Origin of the sequence: Rhizobium chutanense (genome assembly GCF_002531935.1) — a bacterium.
Classification (GTDB): domain Bacteria; phylum Pseudomonadota; class Alphaproteobacteria; order Rhizobiales; family Rhizobiaceae; genus Rhizobium; species Rhizobium chutanense.
Genome location: NZ_NWSV01000028.1, coordinates 1 through 25128 on the forward strand (window position 1 = coordinate 1; position 25128 = coordinate 25128).

Below are 25128 nucleotides of genomic sequence, written 5' to 3' on the forward strand. Positions count from 1 at the left end.
CAAACGCACGCGTCAGGGACGCCTTGCGACAGCAAAATCAAATTGCGCCCATCCCGGCATAAACTGACTTGGTGAGGAGGCGAGGGAGGCACCCAGCAGCGGCCTCGAAGGGCGCGGCGCGCGCCAGTCATCTGCCACAAACTGGGGAGATTGTTGACCCAATCCGAACGATTCATTCGTTTCCCTTTTGTACTCTTCCCCTCTTCCCTTTCGCGCTGACTCTCTCCATATTCGCGCCATGGCCAAATCTCCGAAGAAATCCCCCGCCCCGAATGGCTTCGAGGAAGCCCCGCAGTCGTCCTTCGAAGGCGCTCCCCTCTCCGGCTCCGTCGCCGATTGGGTGAAGCAGCTGGAGGCGGATGCCGAAGCGGCGGGCGTCGAAAGCCAGCGCGAAATTGCCTCGAAAGCCGGCAAGCACCGCAAGAAGGTGGAGAACGAGGCGCGCAAGCATTCGGAAGCCGTCAGCGTCAACAAGAAGGCGACGGTGAGCAAAACAGCGCGCGGCGTTTCGATCGGCGGCTCCTCCGATCCGAAGACGCGCGCCGCCGCCGGCCTGAATCCGGTGGCGGGTCTCGATATTTCGCTCGAGGATGCCGGCAGGCTTGCGCCCGGCGGCGTCACCGCCACGGTCGAGGCGCTGTCGAAGCTGATCGAGAGCGGCAATCCGCTGCACAAGAACGGCAAGATCTGGACGCCGCACCGCCCTGCCCGCCCGGACAAATCCGAAGGCGGCATCACCATCCGCATGGATTCCGAATACAAGCCGGCCGGCGACCAGCCGACCGCCATTCGCGATCTCGTCGAGGGGCTGGAGAATGGCGACCGCAGCCAGGTGCTGCTCGGCGTCACCGGTTCGGGCAAGACCTTCACCATGGCCAAGGTGATCGAGGAAACCCAGCGCCCGGCCGTCATCCTGGCGCCGAACAAGACGCTGGCCGCCCAGCTCTATTCCGAATTCAAGAATTTCTTCCCCGACAATGCGGTGGAATATTTCGTTTCCTACTACGATTATTACCAGCCGGAAGCCTATGTGCCGCGCTCCGACACCTATATCGAGAAGGAAAGCTCCATCAACGAGCAGATCGACCGCATGCGCCACTCGGCGACGCGCTCGCTGCTCGAACGCGACGACTGCATCATCGTCGCCTCGGTTTCCTGCATCTACGGTATCGGTTCGGTCGAGACCTATACGGCCATGACCTTCCAGATGAATGTCGGCGACCGGCTGGACCAGCGCCAGCTGCTGGCCGATCTCGTCGCCCAGCAATATAAGCGCCGCGACATGGATTTCACGCGCGGCTCCTTCCGCGTGCGCGGCGATACGATCGAGATCTTCCCTGCCCACCTGGAGGATGCCGCCTGGCGCATCTCCATGTTCGGCGACGAGATCGACGCCATCACCGAGTTCGACCCGCTGACCGGCCAGAAGACCGGCGACCTGAAATCGGTGAAGATCTACGCCAATTCGCACTATGTCACCCCGCGCCCGACGCTGAACGGCGCCATCAAGGCGATCAAGGAGGAGCTGAGGCTGCGCCTGGCCGAACTGGAGAAGGCCGGCCGCCTGCTGGAGGCCCAGCGCCTGGAGCAGCGCACCCGCTATGATATCGAAATGCTCGAAGCCACCGGCTCCTGCCAGGGCATCGAGAACTATTCGCGCTATCTCACCGGTCGCGACCCCGGCGATCCGCCGCCGACGCTGTTCGAATATATCCCCGACAACGCCATCGTCTTCATCGACGAAAGCCATGTCACCGTGCCGCAGATCGGCGGCATGTATCGCGGCGACTTCCGCCGCAAGGCGACGCTGGCCGAATACGGCTTCCGCCTGCCCTCCTGCATGGACAACCGGCCGCTGCGCTTCGAGGAATGGGACGCCATGCGCCCCGACACCATCGCTGTTTCGGCCACCCCCGGCGGCTGGGAAATGGAACAATCCGGCGGCGTCTTCGCCGAACAGGTGATCCGCCCCACCGGCCTGATCGACCCGCCGGTCGAGGTCCGCTCGGCCCGTACCCAGGTCGACGACGTGCTCGGCGAAATCCGCGAAACCGCGGCCAAGGGCTACCGCACGCTCTGCACCGTGCTGACCAAGCGCATGGCCGAAGACCTGACGGAATATCTGCATGAACAGGGCGTGCGCGTGCGCTACATGCACTCCGACATCGACACGCTGGAGCGCATCGAGATCATCCGCGACCTGCGCCTCGGCGCCTTCGACGTGCTCGTCGGTATCAATTTGCTGCGCGAAGGCCTCGACATTCCCGAATGCGGCTTCGTCGCCATCCTCGATGCCGACAAGGAAGGCTTCCTGCGCTCCGAGACCTCGCTGATCCAGACGATCGGCCGCGCCGCACGTAACGTCGACGGCAAGGTCATCCTCTATGCCGACAACGTCACCGGCTCGATGAAGCGGGCGATGGAGGAGACCGGACGCCGCCGCGAAAAGCAGATGGCCTATAACCTCGAAAACGGCATCACCCCGGAATCCGTCAAGGCCAAGATCTCCGACATCCTCGACAGCGTCTACGAACGCGACCACGTCCGCGCCGACATCTCGGGCGTCTCTGGCAAAGGCTTCGCCGATGGCGGCAACCTCGTCGGCAACAACCTGCAGGCCCATCTCAACGCGCTGGAAAAGAGCATGCGCGACGCCGCCGCCGACCTCGACTTCGAAAAAGCCGCCCGCCTCCGCGACGAAATCAAACGCCTCAAGGCCGTGGAACTCGCCGCCATGGACGACCCGATGGCGCGGGAAGAGTCGAAGGCGATGGAAGGTTCAGGCAGAAAGAAGACCGGCGCGGCAACCACAACCGGCCCCCTCCCCCTTGTGGGGAGGGTTGGGGAGGGGAATGCCACAACCTCAGCACCCTCCTACTTCTCCAAACCCACCCTCGACGACATGGGCCCAGGCACCGACACGGCCACCCCCCTCTTCCGCAAGCCGGACCTCGACGAAATGGGCCGCCACGTCGCCACCCCCGCCGACAAGAGCCTCTTCCGCCGCAACACCCTCGACGAAATGACCGTCGGCCGCACGGAAAAGCCGGTGACCGGACATGTGCCGGAGAAGCCGGATGCCGCAAAGAGCACGAAGCGGTTTTCACCATTGCTGGAAGGCCAGCCGGAACAGGATGATGGGGTCAGGCCGGTGGTGCGCGGCAGGGTTGGCGCCGGGAGCTATGAGGAGCCGGGCGAGCAGAAGCGCAAGGGCCGGACGAAGGGGAAGACTGGGCGGCCGGGGCGATAACTATTTAGTAGATAGGAACAAAACATGGGCAGTTCTATACTTGAGAAATTTCTAAGTAGAAATAGCGTTAGCCCAACTAATCATTTGCCACTAGTGCACAGCGCAGAAGCATTCATTCTTAAAAAAAGCCTCAGCGAGGGCGTATTGAAGACAGCAAAATGCAGCGTTTTCAAGAATGAAGATCTACTATATTTTTTTGTGGGAAGGCCTGCCTACAAAAAGGATGCCGTTGAAGAAGGCGAGTATTGGGAGCTTCCTAGCTGCATCGTATTTGAGTTCGGTATTACGGACTCCGTACGAGTATTCCCCTTTGATTCTGGTGCTTTCTCAGCTGGGCGCTATCCCCAGTATATCAATATGATGAGCATTCAAGATTTTGAGATAAACCCTAGTGAGCTAAATATAAAACGAGCGATAGGAGCGTTCTTCAAAACAAATAAGGATTATTATCGCTTAAATCCGATTTCTCCACAATCGTTTGCTAACGTTCACGACGTAGACGCGACCGAAGAAGAGATATTAGCGCTACACAAGCTAATACAAGATCGATCAAAGCGATTTGACGATAGAAGATTCTCGATAGAGATGCAGTTTCCCAGAGAATTCTCGTTTTCGGAACGAAAACCAATATTCGCAATATTTCCTGAAAATTATATTCAAAGCGAAAAGTTTATGTCTTGGATAGATAAACACGATATCATTCTTGAAACATATCCGTACTATCCGTTGCGGCGGGATTATTATTATTCAGCAATATATGAGAAATTAGAAAAATACTATAGGGAAAGCGGGATCTATGAAATTTAAAATCGATATCCTAATAGATTTATGTCCAGGCGCTGCTGGACTGCTGATCCCTGTATTTAAAATAGAAGGATCAAATCTTCCATTTGTTCAAGAAATGGATGAATCTTTTGAAGTCTACGACATGCAACCGTATATTGCCGTAGAAAATTATGAGTATTGCTTGCCGCCTCAAGTAGCCGCGACAGATATCGGCGAAAAGGGTATAATTGCGTTCAGATCGTTTGACGACGCGATATTCGTTGGGGACGTTAGCGATGTCCTAGCATTCCGAGACAGCAACCGACTTGAGCTACCAGAGGTCCCCATGCTCGACCTTCAACTAGCGCGCATTTGTGCCGAGCCAGTAAGCTTGATGCATTCAAAATGGAAAGCTGTCGGCTCGCGGCATCTTGGCGAGTCGAGGACACAGTCATGGAGTGACGGTGAATTTTCACTTTTTCAGAAAAACCGCCTCATTTGGGAAAACATAAATACGATAAGAGATAACCCAAAAGATACATTTATTGAAAATTTGAATTCTCACAGCTTCGAGTATTTATTTCGCTGGTTGGTTGGAAATACATTAAGCCAACATTGGGCTAAAGTATGGATTAGAGCATTTAAATTAAGCCCATTTGACGAAAGGATACACGCGATTGCAGAGCCTTGGCTTCGTAATGAGATGGCTCAAAATTCGTTTATAAAGGATATAAAGCTAATTTTATTTTGCTACCTAGATGATCTCACCAAATACGATCCAGATCGAAATGACTTCAAAGAAATACTAACTGAATATTTAATTAGCAGGTCAGATGATTTACATGAAATATTGCTTCCAAGTTCATTACCTTATCTAATATTTAAAAACATTGATACAGAGCAGGAAGAAAACGATGGTTTCCTTGCGTTTCTTTATTTTTTTCTTAAAGAGAGATTGTCTGGAGACAGACGATACGAACAAACACTTAAAAATATCGAAAGCTATTGGTCGGAATAACATTGCCTGACAACTTATGGCGGCGCGCTGCATGCGAAGCCGCGCTAGCCAAAGCGCGGGGAAGTAACCGCCGCCCACTGGGTCGCACTCGCGCCCCGCGACTTTACCTCCGTCCTCTCTGGCAGCCTCGGTCAATCGACGCGTACCACGACAGCACGCTCGTGGGCTTCGTGAACATTGTAGGGATGGCGGCGCTCATGCCTTTATCGTTGAAATCTGACCTCGGCCCAAGGGCCATTGAAAAAGGCCTTGCCTGCTATACAACCCTCCCCTCCCCAGCCACCAGCGCAAAATAAATCCGCTCCACCCGACAAGCCGCACTCCTCGCGCTCGCCTCATAGCCCGCCGCCGGCCAGCCGCGACGCGGGCTGCCGTCGGCTGATATCAGCCAGTACCAGCGCTCGTCGGAGCCGGTGAAATCGATCTTGAAGATCCGCCCCATGCAGGTTTCGCCGTCGAAGCCGATGAAATCGTCGCCCGGCTTTTCCTTCCAGGCGTGGCGCCATTTGCCCCTAGGCCTCTCGCCGTTGGCGATCACCTCCCAGCTCTTCCAGCCATTATAATCCGATTGCGCCGTCAGCGAGCCGTCATAGGGCTTCCGGTCGAACGCCATGCAGCCTTCGAGACAGACGGCGACGGCCTCGCAGACATCACGCCACGCCTTGTCGTCGCGCCATGTCAGCCTGTAGGCGAGTTCGTCGGACACGTTGCGCAAGGCCTCGGCGACGGCGATAGCGACACCTTCCCTGGTCGCCGGCCGGCCCTTTGTCTTGATGTCGAGATAGGTGCAGAGGAAATCCGCGGCGTCATGCGCGATGACGTTGACGACATGCGGTTGCCGGCGCTTGCCGATCTCATAGCCGCCGAAATCCCGGATCCGGCGCTGCGATTGCTTACGAAAGCTGGTGTTGAGGAACGACCGTAACAGCGTTCCGGCATCGTCTTGCATGCGTGTCCTCTCCTCGTGAGGATGTGTTTGCCGCATGGTTTCGTGAATGGCTCCCGCCCGAGCCGATGACATCAGAGCAATTCCGGACGCGGAACGCCACGTGCTTTGCCGGAACTGTTCTAGATCAGCGTCGGCTCCGGATCGTCCTCGACTTCGTCGAGAATCTCCGGCCCGTCATTCCGCGGCGAGCCGACGCCCTGGCCGATCTTCCACATCGTCATCAGCTCGGCCGGGAACCGCTTCATCAGATCGCCGGGATCGGGTTCGGGCGACAGCCACCTTTCATAATCCTCGCGATGCAGGATGACGGGCATGCGGTCGTGAATCGCAGCCATCATCTCGTTCGGCTCGCAGGTGAGGATCGCGAAGTTGCGGATCGATACGCCGTTCTCGTCCTTCCAGGTCTCCCAGATGCCGGCGAGCGCAAAGGGAGCGCCATCCTTCATAGCGATCGCATAAGGCTGCTTGTTCTTGCCGGTGCCGAGAATATCCTTCCATTCGAAGAAGCCGTTGATCGGCACCAGGCACCGGCGCGAACGATAGGCCGCACGGAACATGCCGTTGGAAGCGACGCTCTCGCAGCGGACATTGACCGGCGGCGGCCGCCCGCCGGGCTTCGCCCAGGAGGGCATCAGCCCCCAGCGGGCAGAGACGAAGATGGGACCTGATGTATCCGGCTCGCGCACGATGTCCCTGACGATAATGGGATAATCCTGCGACGGCGCGCCGTTCCACCGGGGAAAGCGATTTCCAAGTCCGTCGATATCCCCGCCTCTGACGGCAAAGGGGAAATTGCTGATCAGTTCCTCAAGAGACGTCTTGACGAATATGCGTCCGCACATGCCGTTTTCTCCGCCGGCGAATATTAGGTGTTCCCATTATGTTCACGGCCGGAAACGTGTCAACGAAGCCTCAGTTGCGCCCCTGCGGCAATGCCCGCCAACCATCGGCAGAGCGAGGAACCGTCGAGTTTGAGTGTTTTGCTCGGTGATCTGGAGTATGCGGCGACCACCGCGCTTCTTCCCTCCTGTGCTCGTCACAGGAATCCAGCAGCCGCGCGTCTGCGCGGCGAATGACTCATTGCGTTGCCACAACGGGAAGAGTCGGCTCTGCCCTGATCGACCGAAACGCGCCGCCTGCGCTCGCCACGGCCGCCCGCAACTGATCCACGTGGCCAAGCAGCACGGCGTCGATTTTCTCTCCGGCAGGATCGTCGAACGCCACGGCGGCCGGCTCGTTGCCATTGCGGAATGAGCTACGCTGCCGCACGATCGGAAAGCCTCCATCCCGCTGAATGAAGGGAACGCCCATGCCAGAACTCCGGATCGATCCCTTCCCCTCCGCTGCCGAACTCAGCACCCTCTGGTCCGCCGCCTGGGACGCCCCCGCCCCGCGCGACTTCACGCCCATCCTCTCCCGCAGCCTCGCCCATATCGGCGCCTACCACGGCGACAGGCTCGTCGGCTTCGTCAACGTCGCCTGGGATGGCGGCATCCATGCCTTCCTCCTCGATACATCGGTCCATCCCGACATGCGCAGGCAAGGCATCGCCACGCGGCTGGTCCGGGAAGCGACAAGGGTTGCGCAGGAGCGCGGCGCCGAGTGGCTGCATGTCGATTTCGAGCCGCATCTCACCGGCTTCTACCGCGCCTGCGGTTTCAAACCCACGGAAGCGGGCCTCATCAAACTGGCCTAAGCCCCAGGCACGCCCCCGAAAATGCCGCTGCACCTCGGCGCCTGTTTCAGCTATGATTCCTTACTCATCGGAGGAGAGCCGCATGCGTCTGCCCACATTCATTCTCGCCTTTGCCGTCTCGGCGCTCGCAGCCCTGCCCGCATCGGCCGAGACCTACAAGACGCCGAAGGCGCTACTCAAGGCGCTCTACAGTTACAACACCGACAACAGCGATGCCGAGGCGCCCTCGCCCTATTCGATCTTCTTCTCCGACCATCTGAACGAGCTCCTCCAGGCCGATCTCGACAACACGCCGGAGGGCGATGCCGGCGCCATCGATTTCGATCCGGTCATCGCGGGCCAGGACGGCACGGCGAGCGACGTCAGGATCGGCCAGCCGATCCTGCTGGACGACAGGGCCGAGGTGGAGGTGGAGTTCGAAAACGGCGAAGAGGTGACGCTCTTCTACACCCTGGTCAAGGAACATGGCGGCTGGAAGGTCGACGACATCGCCAACCAGAAGGGGGATAATCCGTGGAGCCTCGGCGCCTTGCTGGGGGATGGGCAGTAGGCGGGAAGCCTTGGGCTCGCCCGCGACGAGAACAGGGCGGATACCTGCGCTAGCGGTAGAATAAATGCCGCAGGCGCCAAAAGAGATCCCTCTTGGTGAGGAGGTCCAAGGGCCGTCTCGAACCACGAGGGCGGGAGCGCAAAATCAATGCCCGGCCACCGAATCCGCCCCTCATCCCGTTTCGGCACGGAATCCCGCTATGGCACAGCTATGCAAGGAACCGCTAACTTTTCCTCAAGTATCTGAATCTTCGGCATTTCCTGACATCGATGCAGACATGCCAAAATAATCCCGCTTGCTTTTTGCCCGAAAAGCTGGCACCAATTCGCCTACTCGGGCATTTGCATGCCGGTGACTGGACTGATGTGGTAATCCCTTCCGTTTGGAAGGCGGCGCGGGACTACCCGCCTACGTAGACGTTCTTTCCCCGTACGTGACTTCTCCGACTGACCCTTCGCCCCAATCGATCGGGGCGAAAGCTAAAGCCGTCCGCTTCCTCTCGGGGGCGCGGATACTACACAGACTAAGGGAAAAGGACGATCCCAATGGCCACCAAGGGCACCGTAAAATTCTTCAACCAGGACAAGGGTTTTGGTTTCATCACGCCGGACGGCGGCGCAAAGGACGTTTTCGTCCACATTTCTGCGCTGCAGGCTTCTGGCATCCAGTCGCTGCGCGAAGGCCAGCAGGTTACCTTCGACACCGAGCCGGACCGCATGGGCAAGGGCCCGAAGGCCGTCAACATCTCGGCTTCGTAAGTCAGATTTCCGCTTCGGCGGTATGGACGGCGCTCCGCAAGGGGCGCCGTTTCTGTTTGCGGCTGGAGCGTCATTTGTCGATCGCACCGCCGGATGTTATATGCGCGCTTGATGAATGATCCCGTCGCGTGCGGCAGTGGCTTTGCATTGCGGCGCCCCTTTGTGGCGCCCAGAGAACACGAATAATGGAACGTCGATGACGCAGAAGAGCCCGATTTTTGCGGTCGCCCCGATGATCGACTGGACGGATCGGCATTGCCGCTATTTCCACCGCCAGATCAGCCGGCAGGCGCTGCTCTATACCGAGATGGTGGTGGCCGATGCGATCATCCACGGTCCGCGCGACCGGCTGCTCGGCCATGACGCCGTGGAGCATCCGCTGGCGCTGCAGCTCGGCGGGTCGGACCCGGCAAAGCTTGCCGAGGCGGTGACGATCGCCGAACCCTACGGCTATGACGAGATCAACCTCAATGTCGGCTGCCCCTCCGACCGGGTGCAGTCCGGCACCTTCGGCGCCTGCCTGATGCTGACGCCGGAAACGGTGGCTGAATGCATCGCGGCGATGAAGAGGGTGGCGACCGTGCCGGTGACGGTGAAATGCCGGATCGGCGTCGACGAACAGGAGCCGGAGCAGGCGCTGCCGGAGCTGATCACCCACGTTCTCGATGCCGGCGCCGACGCCATCTGGATCCATGCGCGCAAGGCCTGGCTGAAGGGCCTGAGCCCGAAGGAGAACCGCGAGATCCCGCCACTCGACTACGAGATCGTCTACCGGATGAAACAGCGCTGGCCCGATGTCTTCATCGGCATCAATGGCGGCATCCGCACGCTGGACGAAGCCGCAGCCCATCTCGACTATGTCGACGGCGTCATGCTGGGCCGCGCCGCCTATCAGAATGCCGCGATCCTTGCCGAGGTCGACCAGCGCTTCTTCGGCGCGCCGGCCGCCGAGTCGGACTGGGACGCGCTGCGTGATCGTATGATGGCCTATGCCGAGCGCCACATCGCGGCCGGCGGCCGGCTGCAGCATGTGGCCCGCCACATGGTCGGCCTCTTCACCGGCCTGCCCGGCGCCAGGCGCTACCGCCAGATCCTCTCGACCGACGCGGCGAAAAGCGGCGCCGGGCCGGAGGTGCTGGCCGCAGCCTTTGCGGCTGTGGATTTCTCGGGGACGGAGCAGGAGGCGGTCAGCGCCTGACGGTGCGTGACGTCCTTGTCACGACGTCCGCGCCATTGGCAGCAAATTCTTCTTCTCGATCCGGCCCGCCACCGAAAACACCAGGATTTCCGTCTCCCTGCCGATCCGGCTGCCATCCATCAACCGGACGATATCGTCGACGCCGCCGACCGGGCTGCCGTCGATGGCGAGGATATAATCGCCCTCCTGCAGTCCGCCCTTTGCCGCCGGCCCCTCCGGCTCGACCCGCCGGACGCGAACGGAGGTCGTCTGCACCGTGCCCGCCGCCAGCGCCACCCGGCGCGGCAGCACGATGGTGTCGCCTGCAATGCCGATGAAGGCACGCCTCACCTGCCCGTAGCGGAGAACCTCCGATACCACGAAATTGGCGGTATTCGATGCCACGGCGAAGGCGATGCTCTGCGCGCCCTGGATGACGGCGGTATTGACGCCGATGACCTCGCCGCCTGACGACACCAGCGGCCCGCCTGAATTGCCGGGATTGAGTGCCGCGTCGGTCTGGATGACATCGTCCATCAGCCGGCCGCTGGCTGCCCGCATCGACCGGCCGAGCGCCGAGACGATGCCGGCGGTCACCGTCCATTCGAAACCGAGCGGGTTTCCGATCGCGATGGCGATATGGCCTCTGCGCAGGCGCTGGGAATCGCCGAGCTTCGCCCAGGCGCCGGTGCCGGTATTGGCGCGAATGAGGGCGATATCGGTATCGACATCCCGGCCGAGCACCCGGCCCTCGGTGACGAAGCCATCCGGCGTGGTGATGCGCACGGCCTTGGCGTCGTCGACGACATGGCTGTTGGTGATAATCAGTCCGTCCGGCGAAATAGCAAAGCCCGATCCGTGTCCCTGTCGGCCACCCACCCTCTCGATGCGGCTGACCGCCGGCCCGACGATGTCGACTGCTGCTGCGATCGATTGCGAATAGGCATCGATCAGCGCCCCGTCATTCTGAGGCACTATCTCCTTGTCCATGTAACCCATGATCTGGTCCTCAGGCGGCAAAACGGCCGTCCCGCCGCCGGCGAAGCGGCCGCGGTTGCGACGGTTCGCCATGGTGATGATGTGTAGTGGATTAGATGGTTGGGCGATGAACCGCGTTCAAGGGCGCGCGGCAGCGCCGTCTGCCGCGCGTCCTGTAACGCATCGACCAGGAATGGTCTGGCCTCATTATAAAATTCTGTTATGTCAATTGAATATAAAGACTAGCTTGATGATCACATCTGCATATTCCAGCCTGGCCGCGCGCAGCGGTGCCTATCGCCTTGCCAATTTTGCCGGCAACCGCACAAACTTCTGACCACATTAGCCCAACCCAACCCCCATCGAGGAGCCCAGACATGAGCACAGTCACCACCAAGGACGGCGTCGAGATCTTCTACAAGGATTGGGGGCCGAAGACCGCCCAGCCGATCATGTTCCATCACGGCTGGCCGCTCTGCTCCGATGACTGGGATGCCCAGATGCTGTTCTTTCTCGATAAGGGTTACCGGGTCGTCGCCCATGACCGGCGCGGCCACGGCCGCTCCACACAGGTGGGCGATGGCCACGATATGGATCATTACGCCGCCGATGCCGCAGCCGTCGTCGAGCATCTCGATCTCAGGAACGCCGTCCATATCGGCCATTCCACCGGCGGCGGCGAAGCGACCCATTATGTCGCCCGCCACGGCCAGCCGCAGGGTCGCGTCGCCAAGCTCGTCATCATCGGCGCCGTGCCGCCCATCATGGTGAAAACGGATGCCAATCCCGGCGGCCTGCCGATCGAGGTCTTCGACGACCTGCGCAGACAGCTCGCCGCCAACCGCGCGCAATTCTACCATGACCTTCCGGCCGGCCCGTTCTACAGCTTCAACCGGCCGGGTGCGAAAGTATCGGAGCCGGTCATCAACAATTGGTGGCGCCAGGGCATGATCGGCGGCGCCAAGGCGCATTACGACGGCATCAAGGCCTTTTCGGAAACCGATTTCACCGAAGATCTGAAGATCATCACCGTGCCGACCTTCGTCATGCACGGCGACGACGACCAGATCGTGCCGATCGCCGACTCCGCCCTGCTCTCGTCCAAGCTGCTGCAGAACGCCACGCTGAAGGTCTACGAGAAATTCCCGCACGGCATGTGCACCACCCATGCCGACATCATCAATCCCGACATCCTCGCCTTCATCAAGGGGTGATCCGTGATGTTGCCGGGCGCCCACGAGGGGCGCCCGGCTGTCGATCGAGCCAGTTACGCATTTTCCCATGAAACCGTTTTCGCCGATTTGCGTTTAGCGGCCATGACAAGAGAACGTGAACCCTCATCAAAGGCTTATCGGCAGGATCGTTTCGAAAACACCGAGCGTGCCGCCAAGGAAACCATCGAGGCGGAGCAGCGGGCTCGCCGGGAGAAAACCAAGCGGCTGAAAGAGCTGCGACTGTCGCAGCAAAGCGGCAAGGACCCCGCAACGAAGTAGATCTCCAGTTCCCGCTTTCTGGCCCGCAGCTTCCCGCGTGTCACGAATTGTTTTTGTAATTCGGACTTTCGCCCATCTTGCAGCGCCAGGATCGCGAAATTATCTTTTTTTACGATAGCGATTCACGGCATCGAAAAAGGGCAGATGCGATGTCAGACAAGCTGGTCAGCACGCGTGACGAACCGCTCACATCCGAAGACCTCGATGTGTGCCGGCGTGTCCATGAAGCCCTCTGCAGCGGGCTCAATATCGACAGATCGGGCGCGGAAGCCAACCGCCTTGGCGCCCTGATCATCGAGCTTTACCGGCAAGGCGTGCATGACGAGAGCCAGCTTCGATTGCTGGCCGGCGGAAAATGAGGTTGTCAGCGCGCCATCCGGCTGCGCTCAAATTCGACATTTGCTCCAATCCCCCGCAGCGACGCGGCCCCGCATCGCACCCGGTGGAGATGCTCCACCTCACCCCGATACGTTAGTCGATACGCACATACATCGGCCCTCCCATCCCAAAATGAACCGATTGCCTTTCCCTGCGTTATCCCTTCGATACATCCGTTTACCCAAGGTGAGTGAAATGAACAGATTCGCAATCATTGCCCTGTCGATCGCGACGGCCTTTTCCGGGATGCCGGCGTCGGCAGGTCCGGCTTTCGTACCAAGTCCGGCGCAATCGGCGGCACAGCCGGCCCTCGGAGGCGGTGATGCCCGGATCATCACGGTCGGCTGCAACAACTTCACCAATTGCCCGGGCCAGTTCCGCAGCAATGATGACGACTGGTATCGCAAACGCCACCATTATCGTGATCGCAGCTACTACCGGGACCGCGACTACCGAGACGATCGTTATGGCTGGGATCGTCGCTATGGCCGCCGGTATCACCACCATGACAATACCGGCGCCATCATTGGCGGCCTGGCCGCCGGCGCCCTCCTCGGCGGCATCATCGCCTCGCAGCAGAACGCCTATTCTTCACGTGGCTACGGCTCGCATGCCGACTATTGCTACAGCCGCTATCGGTCCTATCGCGCCTATGACAATACCTACCAGCCGAACTACGGCCCACGCCGACAGTGCCGTTGAACCGATCCGCCTCTGCGCACAAGCCTCGCATCAAGATGCGGGGCTTTTTTGATGCCGCGCGGGCAATGCCTGCATAAGCCCATGCCCCCAAACAACCGGCTTCGCTTCCCACGCGGTCGCAATCCAGCCGCGGGGAACCTCTTACTGAATTGCCCCGGCCGGCACTTCAGGAGGCCTCGTTGTCTTCAGTGCAATGGCCGAGAAGGCCTGAAGATAGGCCCGCACTTTGGAACGGTTCTCTGCCATCTCGACGGCCTGAACCACCTCGGCCGGCTCCAGTTTCATCAGAGGAAGCCGGAGGAAGATATCGCCGGCGAACCGGTCGGTGATCGTGGCAAGGACGGTGCGAAGACCAGCCAGCATGTCATCGCCGCGATGCGATGCGTGCAGCAGAGCGATCGGCTTATGGACGATCTCATCTCCCGAGACGAGCCAGTCGATCGCATTCTTGAGGCCGCCGGGGATGGATCGCACATATTCCGGACTGGCAATGATCACCCCGTCGCTGCGAGCGATCAGAGCGATGAAATCCCGCACCGCCTCCGGCAGAGATTCCCCTTCGAGATCCGGCGAGAAAACCGGCAAACTTCCCACGCCGTCGAAGACCGCAATCTCGATTTCATCTGATGCAACGGCGCTGACGGCCCGCAGCATTGCTGTATTGGTGGAATTGCGCCGGGCGCTGCCGGAGATTGCGAGAATCTTCATGGCTCTAACAGCGATCGATTGGCCATGGCTGTCAACGCCAAAGGCCGCGGCGCCGCGCATCTTTTCGATGCGAAAAGCACGCTGTCGCAGTTTGAATTGCGCGATTGAGTGACGACCGAAAGCGACTTTTGCTTGCACCGGCCGAGCCCGGCGTTAGCCTGCGTTTCAATCCCCACAACTGCCGAATCGGCGGGAATACATATGACGGCTTTGATCGAGGCACGGAGCGTCAGCAAACGCTTCCGGCAGCACAAGAGATTTCCGGGTTTTCTGGGCGCTCTGAAGACGCTGGTGACGAGCGAATACACGGAAGTTCAGGCGGTTTCCGACATCGATTTCGACATCGCGGCCGGCGAAGCCGTCGGTTATCTCGGCCCCAATGGCGCCGGCAAGTCGACGATGATCAAGATGATGACCGGCATCCTGGTGCCGAGCGCCGGCGCGCTGACGGTGCTCGGCCGGACGCCGCATCTTAAGCGGATGGACAATGCGCGCGAGATCGGTGTTGTATTCGGCCAGCGCAGCCAGCTCTGGTGGGACCTGCCGCTGGTCGACAGCTTCACCTTGCACCAGCGCATCTATGACATCCCCGTTGCCCGTTATGCAGACAATCTGCGGCGCTTCAGCGAGCTGCTCGATCTCGCGCCCTTTCTCGACCGCGCGGTGCGTCAGCTCAGCCTCGGCCAGCGCATGCGCGCCGAGATCGTCATGTCGCTGCTGCACGACCCGAAGATCCTGTTTCTCGACGAACCCACGATCGGGCTCGACGTGGTCGCCAAGGATGCGGTGCGGCGCTTTCTTGCCGAAATCAACCGCGAACGCGGCGTCACCATCATCCTCACCACCCACGACCTGCAGGACATCGAGACCATCTGCCCGAGGCTGATCATGGTCGATCACTCGAGGCTGATCTTCGACGGCGAATTGAGGAGCCTGCGGGCGGCATTGGGCTCGGCCCGGCGGCTGACGCTGGAATTTGCCAGCGACCCCGGGCCTTTGCCGCTGAGCACGGCCTCGCTCGTCAGCGACGAGGGCTTGCGCAAGAACTATCTGATCGAGCGCGAGGACGTATCGCTGGTCAAAATCTTGTCGGAGGTCGGCAGCGGGCGCGATCTCAAGGACGTGGCACTGCACGAGCCCGACATCGAAGAGGTCATCCGTACCTTCTATCAGCGTCGCAACGCCGACCAGCGCCGCAATGCCGAGGCTCGAGCCTCATGAGCGCCTATTTCGCCTTTGCGCGCAGCGCCTTCCACTCGCAACTCGCCTACCGCAACGAAGTCTGGGCCAACATCTTCGGCAAACTGGTGCAGGTCTTTGCGCGCGTCGCCATCTGGCAGGCGGCCTATGCCGGTGTCGGCGCGCTCGTTGTCGACGGGGTCTCGCTGCAGCAGATGGTGACCTATGCTCTGCTCGGCGGCGCGGTGATGGGCGCGACCCGCCCTGAAAGGATCATCGGCGAGATCGGCCGGTCGCTGAAATCAGGCGATGTCGCGATCTGGCTGCTCAAGCCCCTGTCCTATCCGCTCTATCTCTTTGCCAACGAATGCGGCAGCTTTTTCTATCGCCTGGCAAGCCAGGTCATTCCGACCGTCGCCTTCACCGCCTTGTTCTACGGCATGCTGCCGCCGGCGAGCCTGTTTCATGGCCTGATGTTCATCGCCTTCTGGGCGCTGTCCTTCACGCTGCTGTTCCTGATGTCGGCGCTCCTCGGCCTGGTGGCCTTCTGGTTGATGACCAGCTTCTCGCTGGACTGGATCCTGGGCGCCCTGCTGCAATTATTCTCGGGCCTTTTGGTGCCCTTCTGGTTTTTCCCCGAATCTCTGGCGACGATTGCCCGCCACCTGCCCTTTGCCTGGATCGTCTATTACCCCAATGCCGTCTATCTCGGCAGGCTTTCCATGGTGGAGATCTGGCTCCATCTCGGCCTCGGCCTCGGCTGGGCCGCCCTGTTCCTGGCCGGCGTCCTTCTTCTGTGGCGCTGCGCCTCCGGCCGCATCACCGTGCAGGGAGGCTGATCGTGCTCATTCATCATCTGCGGGTCCTGCCGCTGCTGGTCAGGATGTATATCCGCTCACAGATGGAATATCGCGGCGCTTTCTGGCTCGATCGTTTTGCGCAGATCCTCTCCTATGGCAGCGTCTTCGCCACCATCGGCATCCTGCTTGCCCGCTTCGACACGCTCGGCGGCTGGACTTGGCCCGAGCTCGCGCTCTTGTTCAGCTTCCAGCTGCTGGCCTATTCGCTCGGCGCAGCGATGAGCTTCGTGCAACTGCGCGATCTGGAAGAACTGGTGCGGCTCGGCACCTTCGATACGCTGCTGGTCAAACCATTCAGCCCCTGGGCCTATCTGATCTTTTCCGGCCTGAATATCAGCTATACCGGTCACGTCATCCTGGCCGTGGCGCTGATGGGCTGGGCCGTCCTTTCCGTCGACTTCGCCTGGTCGGTCTGGTCCGTGTCGTTCCTCACGGCCACACTCATCAGCGCGGCGCTGCTGACGGGTGCGCTCATCACCATGATCGGCGCCACGGCGCTGATCTGGGTGCGTTCCAACCACCTGTTCTCGATCTTCTTCGGCTTTTGGGAATTGAACCGCTACCCCCTCAACATCTTCCCCGGCGGCATTCAGATCACCCTCATCACCGCGGTTCCGCTGGCCCTGACCAGCTCGGTGCCGGTCGGCGCCCTGCTCGGCAAACCCATCCTGATCCTCGGGGACTGGGCCGGGCCTGTAGCTCTCGCCGCCGGCCCGATCTGGCTACTGATCGCCATGGCTTATTGGCGATACGCCACCGGCAAATATCAGGGCGCCGGCGGCTGATCGGGCAAACCGGTCAGGATACCTGCGACGACGATCTGGCGCGAACCTCCAGGAACGCCGCCGTCAGCTTTGCCAGCACCGCCGATGTGCACGTCCCGTTGGCTCCGCCGATCGGATCGACGATATGGATCTGCCGAAGGTCCTCCATGAATTCGTCCCAGAGCGGCGGCCCGCCCTCTTCGAGAAGTTCGGCGCGGATGCTGAGCTCCTCGCTGACAGGCAGATGGCGCCGGCCCCAGGCGCCGATCATCGCGAAGACCGGAACGAGCTGGATCGCCGGCTCCGTCAGGCTGTAGATGGCTTTCTGGCTGTGGCTCGGATCATCGCGTTTGCTGATGAACCCCAGCGAGAGCAGGCGCTTCAGCCTGGCGGCCAGAATATTGGAGGCGATCCCCTCCTCCGAATGGGTCAGAAGCTCACGGAAATGGCGGCGGTTGCCGAACATGATGTCCCGGATGATGATGAGGCTCCACCTGTCGCCCATCACCTCCATCGTCAGGTTGATCGGGCAGCCCGACCGCAGTTCAATGTCCACGAATTCTCTCCAATAAAAACTAGTTGCAATATAGGATCACTTATGCGACAACGCAACTAGTTTCAAAATGAAATCAGATGGAGGAAAGCATGTCCAAGGTGCGTGTTGCAGCGTTTTCCCTTTCCGTGGATGGCTTCGGCGCCGGGCCGGAGCAGAGCATGAACGATCCGCTGGGAAAGCGGGGGCCGGAAATGTTCCAATGGTTCTTCCACACCCGCACCTTCCGGGCAATGATGGGAAAGGACGACGGCTCGTCAGGTGTCGACGAGGATTACGCCGCCCGCGGCATGGCCAATTTCGGCGCCTTCATCCTCGGACGGAACATGTTCGGTCCTATCCGCGGCGACTGGCCCGACGAGAACTGGAAGGGCTGGTGGGGGCCGAACCCGCCCTATCACGCGCCGACGTTCATCCTCACGCACTACCCGCGCGAACCGATCGTCATGGAAGGTGGCACGACCTTCCACTTCGTCACCGGCGGCATTCATGAGGCGCTGGACAAGGCGAAGGCGGCCGCAGGCGACAAAGACGTCAAGATCGGCGGCGGCGTCAGCACCGTCCGCCAATATCTGCAGGCCGGCCTGATCGACGAATTGCATTTCGCCATCTCGCCCGTCGTGCTCGGCAAGGGCGAAGCGATGTTTGCAGGCATCGACTTGCCGGCCCTCGGCTTCCGCGTCGTCGAACATGTGGCGACAGAACACGCCACGCATATCGTGCTGGCGAAATAACCGGCCGCCGATCGGGATCGCCATTCACGCCAGCGCATGCTCCCGTCCGAGCAGGTTGACATTGTGTTGGCTCAATGCCGATCGGCAAGTGCAGACCGCCAAGGATTTGGTGCCTGGAGGCCGGCCATCCCCGGACATCGGGCGGCGCAAACCGTGTCAAAATAGCTGTAGCGTTGGCAAGGAATGAGCGTAGAGTGAGCCCATCGGTATCGGCACGACCGCTTGAGAGACCATAGGTGCTCTTGCCGCTTCACGGGGGACGCCGTGCTCTTATCGCTCATCTCACTCAACGACGATGAAATAGCAATCGTCACCAATGCCGTGCGGCAATGGTGCTGCGAGAAGAAGCGCGACATCGACAGCGTCGAAGGGCGCCGCGCCATCACCATTGCTGTCGACCTCATCCAGATGAACACGGAACACGACAAGCTTTTTGCCGAGCTATCGAAGCAGTTGGACCACCAGTAGAACGCCGCCCGCGACCTGTTTCTCGATGACGAGGGGCGCCGGCTGACGCTTGCCATAGGGATCCAGCGCGGCGCGTCGGCGCCGTGAATGGCTCTGGCCAAGCCAAGGAAATCACCCTGCTCGAGGCGACAGACACCCACCCAATCGACGTCGGCTGCGCAAAGCCGCCTGCCCTGTTTAAAGGCGTTTTCGAAGAAGGTGTCCGGGTACGGATCGTCGTTGAACCGCTCGATCTCGTTCCAGCCGGTTCCGCGATAAAGCTTGTGCGCCTCGGCCAGCGCGCTCTTCGTATCCAGGCGCAGGAGCTTGACGGATAGTTCGCGGGCGATGTCTTCGGCGGCCGTCATCAGGCGTTTGGCGAGCCCGAGGCCGCGAGCGGATGGGGCGACCCACAGTCTTTTGATCTCCGCAACCTCGCCTCGGCGCGCCGGCCACCTTGCGCATCCCCGCTCCCTCACCTATGGCAATGCAACTTACCTCGCGCAAGGTTATCCGATGCTCGGCATTATCCTCCACGCCCTGATCGTCGTCATCCTGACGCTGCTCACCCAGATCGGCGGCCTCGCTTATCTCGTTGCGCTGGCGGCGTCGCGCGCCTGGGGCATCCGGCGCTTTCTGGCGAAGCTCACGATCTTCCTGCTTTGTTATGTCGGCGCGTCGTTGGCAGCAGGCCTCGCCGCACCAAAGTTCGGGCGGGTTCCTCTCTCCTGCATGGCGAGCACGACAGACAGGCTCGTGGTCCGCTCCCCGATCTATTGCCTGTTGAACCGCAATTACGTTAGGCCCGAGGTGCGCGACCTGGCAAAGGCGCTTGCCGCCCACATGGACGAGGAATTTCCCGGAACCGTCACCACCGCTCTGGACGCGAATTTTCCCTTCGTAAACGGCTTTCCGCTGCTGCCGCATCTGTCGCATGCCGATGGCAAGAAGCTCGACTTCGCCTATTATTACAAGGATGCGGACGGCACCTTCCTGAATGGCGTCACCCGCTCCCCGATCGGCTATTTCGCCTTCGAGGAGCCGGCGCCCGGCGATGAATTGCCATGCCAAGGGCGCCACGACTGGCTCACCACCCGCTGGGATTTCGATGCGCTGCAGCCCTTGTTCCCCGCCTATCGGATCGAAGAGCAGCGGACGTCGGCTGCGGTTCGCTGGCTGACCAGCGAAGGCGTCGCGCGCTTCGGCCTGGAGAAGATCTTCATCGAGCCGCATCTGAAGAATGCGCTTGGAATCACCGACAGCCATGTCCGCTTCCAAGGCTGCCGCGCCGCCCGTCACGACGACCATATTCATATCCAGGTCGAGTAGCCCGACCCCACCAGAAACGACGCGGCGGCGGCCGATAGAGGTGCGTTGCACCGCGAGAAAATATTTGCGATGTCCTGAGAGTCTATAGCCTTCCAGAGAACCTTCGAATGGAAACGGGCATGATCTGGCTTACGCTCTTGCTGTTTGCAGCGATCTTCATCGCCACCCTGATGATGGGGCAAGGCAGGCGGCTATGGATATCGATTGCGATCACCAGCTCCGCATTGGTCGTTGGAGCGCTGTGCCTGTACGAAATTGTCGTAAGAGCCTCTTGTGAAATTGACGAGAGCGAGTGTCTGGGCGCGACTGCCACGGCTTGGCTCATCGCCTTCGTATGGAGTGCTCCAACCATTGGATTTACCCTCAAACTTGCGGCTCACATTCGTTCTCACGGCAGAGGCAAAACTATCGAATGACATGGGTTAAGTTCGACGGATACCAAACGAGGAATTACGCCCGTCGAGTGCCCCTTACCGATAGCACGGCAACCACCCTCAAACGGAATGGGCCTCATCATAGGCGCGCTGCGCCGTAAAAATCGCATCCATATTCGTCTCCGCCCAGTGGGCAAGGGCGGAAACGGTATCCGTCAGGGTGCGCCCCAGCGGCATCAGCGCATATTCAACGGTCACCGGCACGGTTGGGAAGATCGTGCGCGAGATCAACCCGTCGCGCTCCAGCTTCCGCAGGGTCTGAGCAAGAACTTTCTGTGATATGCCCTTGATATCGCGGCGGATGTGATTGAAACGCACCGGCCCGCCTTCCAGCCGATCGAGAATAAGCAGCGCCCATTTATCCGCCAGCCGGTCCAGCACCAGCCGCGTCGGGCAGCGGTCCTCGTAGACGTTGTAGGCCTGTTGCATCACCGTCATCTGTTTCCCCTCGCCGGTTTCCTTGACGAAACCATGTTACGAAAAAGTGCTCTCTTTTCTAATCCTGATTTGCCTGTATCTATCTCATTGCTAGATAGTTTCCAATAGATACCAAGGAGAGCGATATGAGCAACAAGATTCTGGTCCTCGGCGCGACGGGCACCGTCGGCAGGCATGTGGTGGATGGGCTGCTGGCGAAGGGCGAGACCGTCAAGGCCGCCTCCCGCTCGGGCAAGCCCGTGGCGGGCGCCGATGGCGTCGTCTTCGACCACGGCAAGCCGGAAACCCATGGCCCGGCCTTTGAGGGTGTCGACCGTGCCCATGTGCTGCTGCCATCCGGCTATGTCGATGCCAAGGGCCTGCTGCTGCCGGTCGTCGAGGCAGCCGCCGCGCGCAAGGTGAAGGTCGTATTCCAGAGCGTCCTCGGCGTCGATGCCGACGACTCCATCCCCTATCGCCAGGTCGAGATTGCGCTGGAAAAATCAGGCACACCCTACGTCATCCTGCGTCCGAACTGGTTCGCCGACAATTTTCACACCTTCTGGAAACCCGGCATCGATCACGGCCAGATCGCCCTTCCGGCCGCAGACGGCCAGTCGAGCTTCATCGACGCCCGCGATATCGCGGCCAGCGCCGTGGCAGCCCTCACCACCTCTGCTTTCGACGGCAAGGCCTTCAACCTGACCGGGCCGGAAGCGCTATCCTATACGCAAGCCGCGGCGATCCTTTCCGAGGTCATCGGCAAGCCGATCGCCTATAACGCCATTACCGATGAGGCCTTCATCGGCATTCTCACCGGCGCCGGCGTGCCTGCCGACTATGCTGGCTTTCTCGCCTCGATCTTCTATCCGGTTCGCCAAGGTTGGACCGCTGCCGTCACCGGCGATGTCGAGGCGCTGACCGGCAGGGCGCCGCGGTCGCTGAAGACCTATGCGGCCGATTATGCCGCGGCGCTGAAGGCTTGATCGCGAAAACAAACCGCTGACGGTGGACATCCGCCGTCTGTTCTACTCTTTCCCAGCCCGTCCTGAGGCGCCCTGCGGGGCCTCGAAGGGCGGGCTGGCCACCACCGGCACGCTGTATGGCTGGGAAAGCCCGATACAAAAGCGACGCCTATCGCAACGGCAGTTCATAGCTGCGCTTCAGCGTTTCCATCGGCACGTCGGTCTTGACGCTGAGGACGCTCGGAATGCGCGTCAGGTGGTCGGCCTGAAAACGCCAGTAGCTGTGCAGATCGGCGGTGACGATCCGAAGCACGGCGTCGCATTCCCCCGTCGTCAGGTAACATTCCATCACCTCGGGAAACCGCCTGACGGCTTCGGCGAACCGCAGCGTGACCTCGGCATCCTGGGTCTTGAACCACACGCGGGCGAAAACCGTCAGCCCAGCGCCGACCTTTGCCGGATCCAGCACGGCGACGTAACGATCGATGATCCCGGCCTCTTCCAAAAGGCGCACGCGGCGCAGGCAGGGCGAAGGCGACAGCCCCACCTCTTTTGCCAGCTCGACATTCGAAATACGCCCGTCGCGCTGAAGCACCCGCAGGATATGCCGATCGATCGGGTCCAAAGTGATTGGCATTTCATAGCTCCAGCTTATCTTGGAACGGCATAATATGCCAAATCTTCGCAATTCTAAGGAAGCTTCGCAAGCTCATTGCTTATGAGTTGGCCTATTGTTCCATTGGTCAAATCGGAGACGGACTGGTGGCGAAAAAGATAGAGAAAATCGTGCTCGCTTATTCGGGCGGACTGGATACCTCGATCATCCTCAAATGGTTGCAGGAGACTTACGGATGCGAGGTCGTGACCTTCACCGCCGATCTCGGTCAGGACGAGGAACTCGAGCCGGCGCGGGCGAAGGCGGCGATATCAGGGGTCAAGGACATCCGCATCGTCGACCTGCGGGAGGAATTCGTCCGCGACTTCGTCTTTCCGATGCTGCGGGCCAACACGCTCTATGAGGGACAGTATCTCCTCGGCAGTTCGATTGCCCGGCCGCTGATTGCCAAACATCTTGTCGCCATAGCCCGGCAGGTCGGCGCGGATGCCGTTGCCCATGGCGCGACAGGCAAGGGCAACGACCAGGTCCGGTTCGAGCTGGCGGTCAATGCGCTCGATCCGTCGATCGAGGTCATTGCTCCCTGGCGCCAATGGAACATCCGCTCCCGCACGCAGCTTCTGGACTATGCCGAAAAGCATGGAATCCCGGTGCCGAGCGACAAGCGCGGCGAGGCGCCGTTCTCGACCGACGCCAACCTGCTGCACACCTCGACCGAAGGCAAGATCCTCGAAGATCCGGCGGCGATTGCGCCCGATTATATCTATCAGCGCACGGTCGATCCGCTCGACGCCCCCGATACCCCGGAGACCATCACAATCGGTTTCGAAGGCGGCGACCCGGTTTCCCTGAACGGCCAGGCGATGACGCCGGCAACACTGCTCACCGAACTCAATGGCCTCGGCGGCCGGCATGGCATCGGGCGGCTCGATCTGGTGGAAAACCGCTTTGTCGGCATGAAGTCGAGGGGCGTCTACGAGACGCCGGGAGGCACGATCCTGCTTGCGGCGCATCGCGGCATTGAATCGATTACACTCGATCGCGCCGCCGCACATCTGAAGGATGAGATCATGCCCCGCTACGCCGAGCTGATCTACAACGGCTTCTGGTTCGCGCCCGAGCGGGACATGCTGCAGGCGCTGATCGACCGAAGCCAGGCCTTCGTCAGCGGCGAAGTCACGGTCAGGCTCTACAAGGGAAGCGCCTCGGTCATTTCCCGCACCTCGCCCTGCTCACTCTATTGCGCCGACCTCGTCACCTTCGAGGAAAGTTCCATCGCCTATGATCATCACGATGCCGAAGGCTTCATCAGGCTGAATGGCCTGCGGCTGAGGAGCTGGGCAGCCCGCAACGGACGATGATCGCCAGCCGCCGGCACTGGCTGCGCCTCCATCAATGCCATCGTTTCCAGCACTTCGGCTCCGCTCCCGGCGGAGTCGTACTCAGGATTTTCCCGCCCGCCCAAGGCAGCTCGCGTTCCCCTGGAAATGACAAGGCCAATTTCAAACGATTTTAAAAGTTTCCACCTCCGAGTTAATCGATTTTAATTTTATTATTAAAATTTTCTTGTTGCAGCGCAAAAGAATTTAAACATTACTTCTGCAGATGGTCGGTCTGTTCGTTGGAGGAACTCGCATGACGATGACATTTCCGCTCACCGAAAAGCGCGACGCCGAGGCGTTGCTGAAGCACTTGACGCTGTACAAACTGAGCTGTCCCGGAAACTGCGTCGTGTCGCTCAAGGAGTACGTCGCCCACGTCTCGTCCTCTCACACGACAGCCCTCGGCACCGCCCGTACCGCCTGGTAGGGATCGGGCGGCATTCTCCACCCCCCTCGTCCCGAGGTTCGATCCGCAGGATCGCCTCGAACGATATGCGCAGCGCTGATTCTTACATGTCGGACGCCTGCTGTCAGCCGTTGAAGACGATGGCAATCTTGTTCCCAGCCGGGTCACGCATATAAGCGGAATACCAGTTCGGCCCGTAATGCGGACGTAGACCAGGTGCGCCTTCATCCGTTCCCCCGTTGGTCATCGCAACTTCATAGAAAGCCTCCACCTCGGCGCGGGATTTGGCCATGAAACCGATCATCGAGCCGTTTCCGGCGCTTGCCGGCTCACCGTCAAAAGGCTCGCAGATCCACAGAATGAAACCTTCGCCTTTTCCACGTTCGGAATAGGCCCGCCATCCGGGAAATTCCTTATGTTTGCTCCATCCAATCGTTGCCAGAGCGGCATCGTAGAAGGCGTTCGATTTGGCGAAATCGACTGCGCCGAGAGTTGCGTAAACGCTCATGAACTTCCCTCACCTGTTGCAGGATTACGCAGAATTCATATCGCGCCATCATGAACATAACAAGAACAATTACTGATAGCTTCGCGAAAATCATTGCATAGAGACGGTTATT

Annotated in this window: 30 protein-coding genes and 1 pseudogene; 21 read left to right on the forward strand and 10 right to left on the reverse strand. The window is 60.2% G+C overall.

What is annotated here, in order from left to right:
- Nucleotides 1–238: 238 nt before the first annotated feature.
- From uvrB to CO666_RS27680, 3 genes are read left to right on the forward strand one after another with little or no spacing between them, the layout of a single operon-like run.
- Nucleotides 239–3250: an excinuclease ABC subunit UvrB gene (gene uvrB, locus CO666_RS27670; protein ID WP_097615221.1), complete on the forward strand. Its 3012-nt coding sequence runs from the start codon at nucleotides 239–241 to the stop codon at nucleotides 3248–3250.
- A 24-nt stretch (nucleotides 3251–3274) separates the two neighbouring features.
- Nucleotides 3275–4057 (forward strand): hypothetical protein, encoded by a 783-nt coding sequence (locus CO666_RS27675; RefSeq protein WP_097615222.1) that lies wholly within the window; start codon nucleotides 3275–3277, stop codon nucleotides 4055–4057.
- Nucleotides 4047–5033, forward strand: coding sequence for a hypothetical protein (locus CO666_RS27680; protein WP_097615223.1), 987 nt, complete (start codon nucleotides 4047–4049; stop codon nucleotides 5031–5033). Before CO666_RS27675 ends, CO666_RS27680 begins: the two co-directional genes overlap by 11 nt.
- 256 nt (nucleotides 5034–5289) lie before the next feature.
- Here the strand turns inward: CO666_RS27680 and CO666_RS27685 are convergent, their stop codons facing one another.
- The 3 genes from CO666_RS27685 to CO666_RS27695 form a co-directional block, all read right to left on the reverse strand.
- The gene (locus CO666_RS27685; RefSeq protein WP_097615224.1) at nucleotides 5290–5982 is read right to left on the reverse strand and encodes a hypothetical protein; all 693 of its coding nucleotides are present in this window, start codon (nucleotides 5980–5982) and stop codon (nucleotides 5290–5292) included.
- 119 nt (nucleotides 5983–6101) lie between these two features.
- A complete protein-coding gene (locus CO666_RS27690; protein WP_097615225.1) occupies nucleotides 6102–6824 on the reverse strand; it encodes an SOS response-associated peptidase in 723 nt (240 codons plus the stop codon).
- Nucleotides 6825–7059: 235 nt separating this feature from the next.
- Nucleotides 7060–7293 (reverse strand): hypothetical protein, encoded by a 234-nt coding sequence (locus tag CO666_RS27695; protein ID WP_097615226.1) that lies wholly within the window; start codon nucleotides 7291–7293, stop codon nucleotides 7060–7062.
- On the opposite strand from CO666_RS27695, the gene CO666_RS27700 reads away from it, so the two are divergent.
- The 4 genes from CO666_RS27700 to dusA all read left to right on the forward strand — a co-directional run bounded on the left by CO666_RS27700 (nucleotide 7292) and on the right by dusA (nucleotide 10184).
- Entirely contained in the window at nucleotides 7292–7678 is a 387-nt protein-coding gene (locus CO666_RS27700; protein ID WP_097615227.1) for a GNAT family N-acetyltransferase, read from the forward strand. The two genes, CO666_RS27695 and CO666_RS27700, sit on opposite strands and share 2 nt — an antisense overlap.
- Nucleotides 7679–7760: 82 nt before the next feature.
- The gene (locus CO666_RS27705) at nucleotides 7761–8228 is read left to right on the forward strand and encodes a DUF3828 domain-containing protein (protein ID WP_097615228.1); all 468 of its coding nucleotides are present in this window, start codon (nucleotides 7761–7763) and stop codon (nucleotides 8226–8228) included.
- 545 nt (nucleotides 8229–8773) lie between these two features.
- Nucleotides 8774–8986 (forward strand): cold-shock protein, encoded by a 213-nt coding sequence (locus CO666_RS27710; protein ID WP_003540801.1) that lies wholly within the window; start codon nucleotides 8774–8776, stop codon nucleotides 8984–8986.
- A 196-nt stretch (nucleotides 8987–9182) separates the two neighbouring features.
- Nucleotides 9183–10184 (forward strand): tRNA dihydrouridine(20/20a) synthase DusA, encoded by a 1002-nt coding sequence (gene dusA / locus CO666_RS27715; RefSeq protein WP_097615229.1) that lies wholly within the window; start codon nucleotides 9183–9185, stop codon nucleotides 10182–10184.
- Between the two features lie 18 nt (nucleotides 10185–10202).
- Here the strand turns inward: dusA and CO666_RS27720 are convergent, their stop codons facing one another.
- Entirely contained in the window at nucleotides 10203–11162 is a 960-nt protein-coding gene (locus CO666_RS27720) for a S1C family serine protease (protein WP_097615298.1), read from the reverse strand.
- A gap of 356 nt (nucleotides 11163–11518) precedes the next feature.
- Between CO666_RS27720 and CO666_RS27725 the strand changes: the two genes are divergently transcribed.
- From CO666_RS27725 to CO666_RS27740, 4 genes are all read left to right on the forward strand, one after another.
- Nucleotides 11519–12355, forward strand: coding sequence for an alpha/beta fold hydrolase (locus CO666_RS27725; protein ID WP_097615230.1), 837 nt, complete (start codon nucleotides 11519–11521; stop codon nucleotides 12353–12355).
- 6 nt (nucleotides 12356–12361) lie between these two features.
- Nucleotides 12362–12634 (forward strand): hypothetical protein, encoded by a 273-nt coding sequence (locus CO666_RS27730; protein ID WP_097615231.1) that lies wholly within the window; start codon nucleotides 12362–12364, stop codon nucleotides 12632–12634.
- A 149-nt stretch (nucleotides 12635–12783) separates the two neighbouring features.
- Nucleotides 12784–12993, forward strand: a complete 210-nt coding sequence (locus CO666_RS27735; RefSeq protein WP_097615232.1) for a hypothetical protein — start codon at nucleotides 12784–12786, stop codon at nucleotides 12991–12993.
- 214 nt (nucleotides 12994–13207) lie between these two features.
- Entirely contained in the window at nucleotides 13208–13714 is a 507-nt protein-coding gene (locus CO666_RS27740; RefSeq protein WP_097615233.1) for a BA14K family protein, read from the forward strand.
- A gap of 141 nt (nucleotides 13715–13855) precedes the next feature.
- Here CO666_RS27740 and CO666_RS27745 read toward each other — a convergent pair whose 3' ends face one another.
- On the reverse strand, nucleotides 13856–14422 hold the full coding sequence (locus tag CO666_RS27745) for an NADPH-dependent FMN reductase (protein WP_097615234.1): 567 nt from the start codon (nucleotides 14420–14422) through the stop codon (nucleotides 13856–13858).
- A 201-nt stretch (nucleotides 14423–14623) separates the two neighbouring features.
- Between CO666_RS27745 and CO666_RS27750 the strand changes: the two genes are divergently transcribed.
- The 3 genes from CO666_RS27750 to CO666_RS27760 are packed head-to-tail and all read left to right on the forward strand — an operon-like array spanning nucleotide 14624 to nucleotide 17246.
- A complete protein-coding gene (locus tag CO666_RS27750; RefSeq protein ID WP_097615235.1) occupies nucleotides 14624–15643 on the forward strand; it encodes an ABC transporter ATP-binding protein in 1020 nt (339 codons plus the stop codon).
- Nucleotides 15640–16440, forward strand: coding sequence for an ABC transporter permease (locus CO666_RS27755; protein WP_097615236.1), 801 nt, complete (start codon nucleotides 15640–15642; stop codon nucleotides 16438–16440). Before CO666_RS27750 ends, CO666_RS27755 begins: the two co-directional genes overlap by 4 nt.
- 2 nt (nucleotides 16441–16442) lie before the next feature.
- On the forward strand, nucleotides 16443–17246 hold the full coding sequence (locus CO666_RS27760; RefSeq protein WP_097615237.1) for an ABC transporter permease: 804 nt from the start codon (nucleotides 16443–16445) through the stop codon (nucleotides 17244–17246).
- A 13-nt stretch (nucleotides 17247–17259) separates the two neighbouring features.
- Here CO666_RS27760 and CO666_RS27765 read toward each other — a convergent pair whose 3' ends face one another.
- Nucleotides 17260–17781 (reverse strand): winged helix-turn-helix transcriptional regulator, encoded by a 522-nt coding sequence (locus tag CO666_RS27765; RefSeq protein ID WP_097615238.1) that lies wholly within the window; start codon nucleotides 17779–17781, stop codon nucleotides 17260–17262.
- An 89-nt stretch (nucleotides 17782–17870) separates the two neighbouring features.
- Between CO666_RS27765 and CO666_RS27770 the strand changes: the two genes are divergently transcribed.
- Both CO666_RS27770 and CO666_RS27775 read left to right on the forward strand, forming a co-directional pair.
- Nucleotides 17871–18512 carry a dihydrofolate reductase family protein gene (locus CO666_RS27770; protein WP_097615299.1) on the forward strand — a complete coding sequence of 214 codons (642 nt, stop codon included), beginning with the start codon at nucleotides 17871–17873 and terminating at the stop codon, nucleotides 18510–18512.
- A 264-nt stretch (nucleotides 18513–18776) separates the two neighbouring features.
- Complete coding sequence (locus tag CO666_RS27775; RefSeq protein ID WP_097615239.1) at nucleotides 18777–18980, forward strand: hypothetical protein; 204 nt, start codon at nucleotides 18777–18779, stop codon at nucleotides 18978–18980.
- Between the two features lie 188 nt (nucleotides 18981–19168).
- On the opposite strand, the pseudogene CO666_RS27780 reads toward CO666_RS27775, so the two are convergent.
- Nucleotides 19169–19402 (reverse strand): annotated as a pseudogene (locus tag CO666_RS27780) (GNAT family N-acetyltransferase); the annotation flags it as partial.
- Between the two features lie 73 nt (nucleotides 19403–19475).
- On the opposite strand from CO666_RS27780, the gene CO666_RS27785 reads away from it, so the two are divergent.
- Both CO666_RS27785 and CO666_RS27790 read left to right on the forward strand, forming a co-directional pair.
- On the forward strand, nucleotides 19476–20288 hold the full coding sequence (locus CO666_RS27785; RefSeq protein ID WP_097615300.1) for a hypothetical protein: 813 nt from the start codon (nucleotides 19476–19478) through the stop codon (nucleotides 20286–20288).
- Between the two features lie 119 nt (nucleotides 20289–20407).
- Nucleotides 20408–20704 carry a hypothetical protein gene (locus CO666_RS27790; RefSeq protein WP_097615240.1) on the forward strand — a complete coding sequence of 99 codons (297 nt, stop codon included), beginning with the start codon at nucleotides 20408–20410 and terminating at the stop codon, nucleotides 20702–20704.
- 78 nt (nucleotides 20705–20782) lie between these two features.
- On the opposite strand, the gene CO666_RS27795 is transcribed toward CO666_RS27790, so the two are convergent.
- The gene (locus CO666_RS27795; RefSeq protein ID WP_179869773.1) at nucleotides 20783–21160 is read right to left on the reverse strand and encodes a winged helix-turn-helix transcriptional regulator; all 378 of its coding nucleotides are present in this window, start codon (nucleotides 21158–21160) and stop codon (nucleotides 20783–20785) included.
- Between the two features lie 125 nt (nucleotides 21161–21285).
- Between CO666_RS27795 and CO666_RS27800 the strand changes: the two genes are divergently transcribed.
- On the forward strand, nucleotides 21286–22125 hold the full coding sequence (locus CO666_RS27800; protein WP_097615241.1) for an SDR family oxidoreductase: 840 nt from the start codon (nucleotides 21286–21288) through the stop codon (nucleotides 22123–22125).
- 148 nt (nucleotides 22126–22273) lie between these two features.
- Here CO666_RS27800 and CO666_RS27805 read toward each other — a convergent pair whose 3' ends face one another.
- Nucleotides 22274–22741 carry an Lrp/AsnC family transcriptional regulator gene (locus tag CO666_RS27805; RefSeq protein WP_097615242.1) on the reverse strand — a complete coding sequence of 156 codons (468 nt, stop codon included), beginning with the start codon at nucleotides 22739–22741 and terminating at the stop codon, nucleotides 22274–22276.
- 125 nt (nucleotides 22742–22866) lie between these two features.
- Here CO666_RS27805 and CO666_RS27810 point away from each other — a divergent pair, with 125 nt between their 5' ends.
- Nucleotides 22867–24081: an argininosuccinate synthase gene (locus tag CO666_RS27810; RefSeq protein ID WP_097615243.1), complete on the forward strand. Its 1215-nt coding sequence runs from the start codon at nucleotides 22867–22869 to the stop codon at nucleotides 24079–24081.
- Nucleotides 24082–24355: 274 nt separating this feature from the next.
- Entirely contained in the window at nucleotides 24356–24529 is a 174-nt protein-coding gene (locus CO666_RS34305) for a hypothetical protein (RefSeq protein WP_164517687.1), read from the forward strand.
- Nucleotides 24530–24632: 103 nt separating this feature from the next.
- Here CO666_RS34305 and CO666_RS27815 read toward each other — a convergent pair whose 3' ends face one another.
- Complete coding sequence (locus tag CO666_RS27815) at nucleotides 24633–25016, reverse strand: VOC family protein (RefSeq protein WP_097615244.1); 384 nt, start codon at nucleotides 25014–25016, stop codon at nucleotides 24633–24635.
- Between the last annotated feature and the right edge of the window lie 112 nt (nucleotides 25017–25128).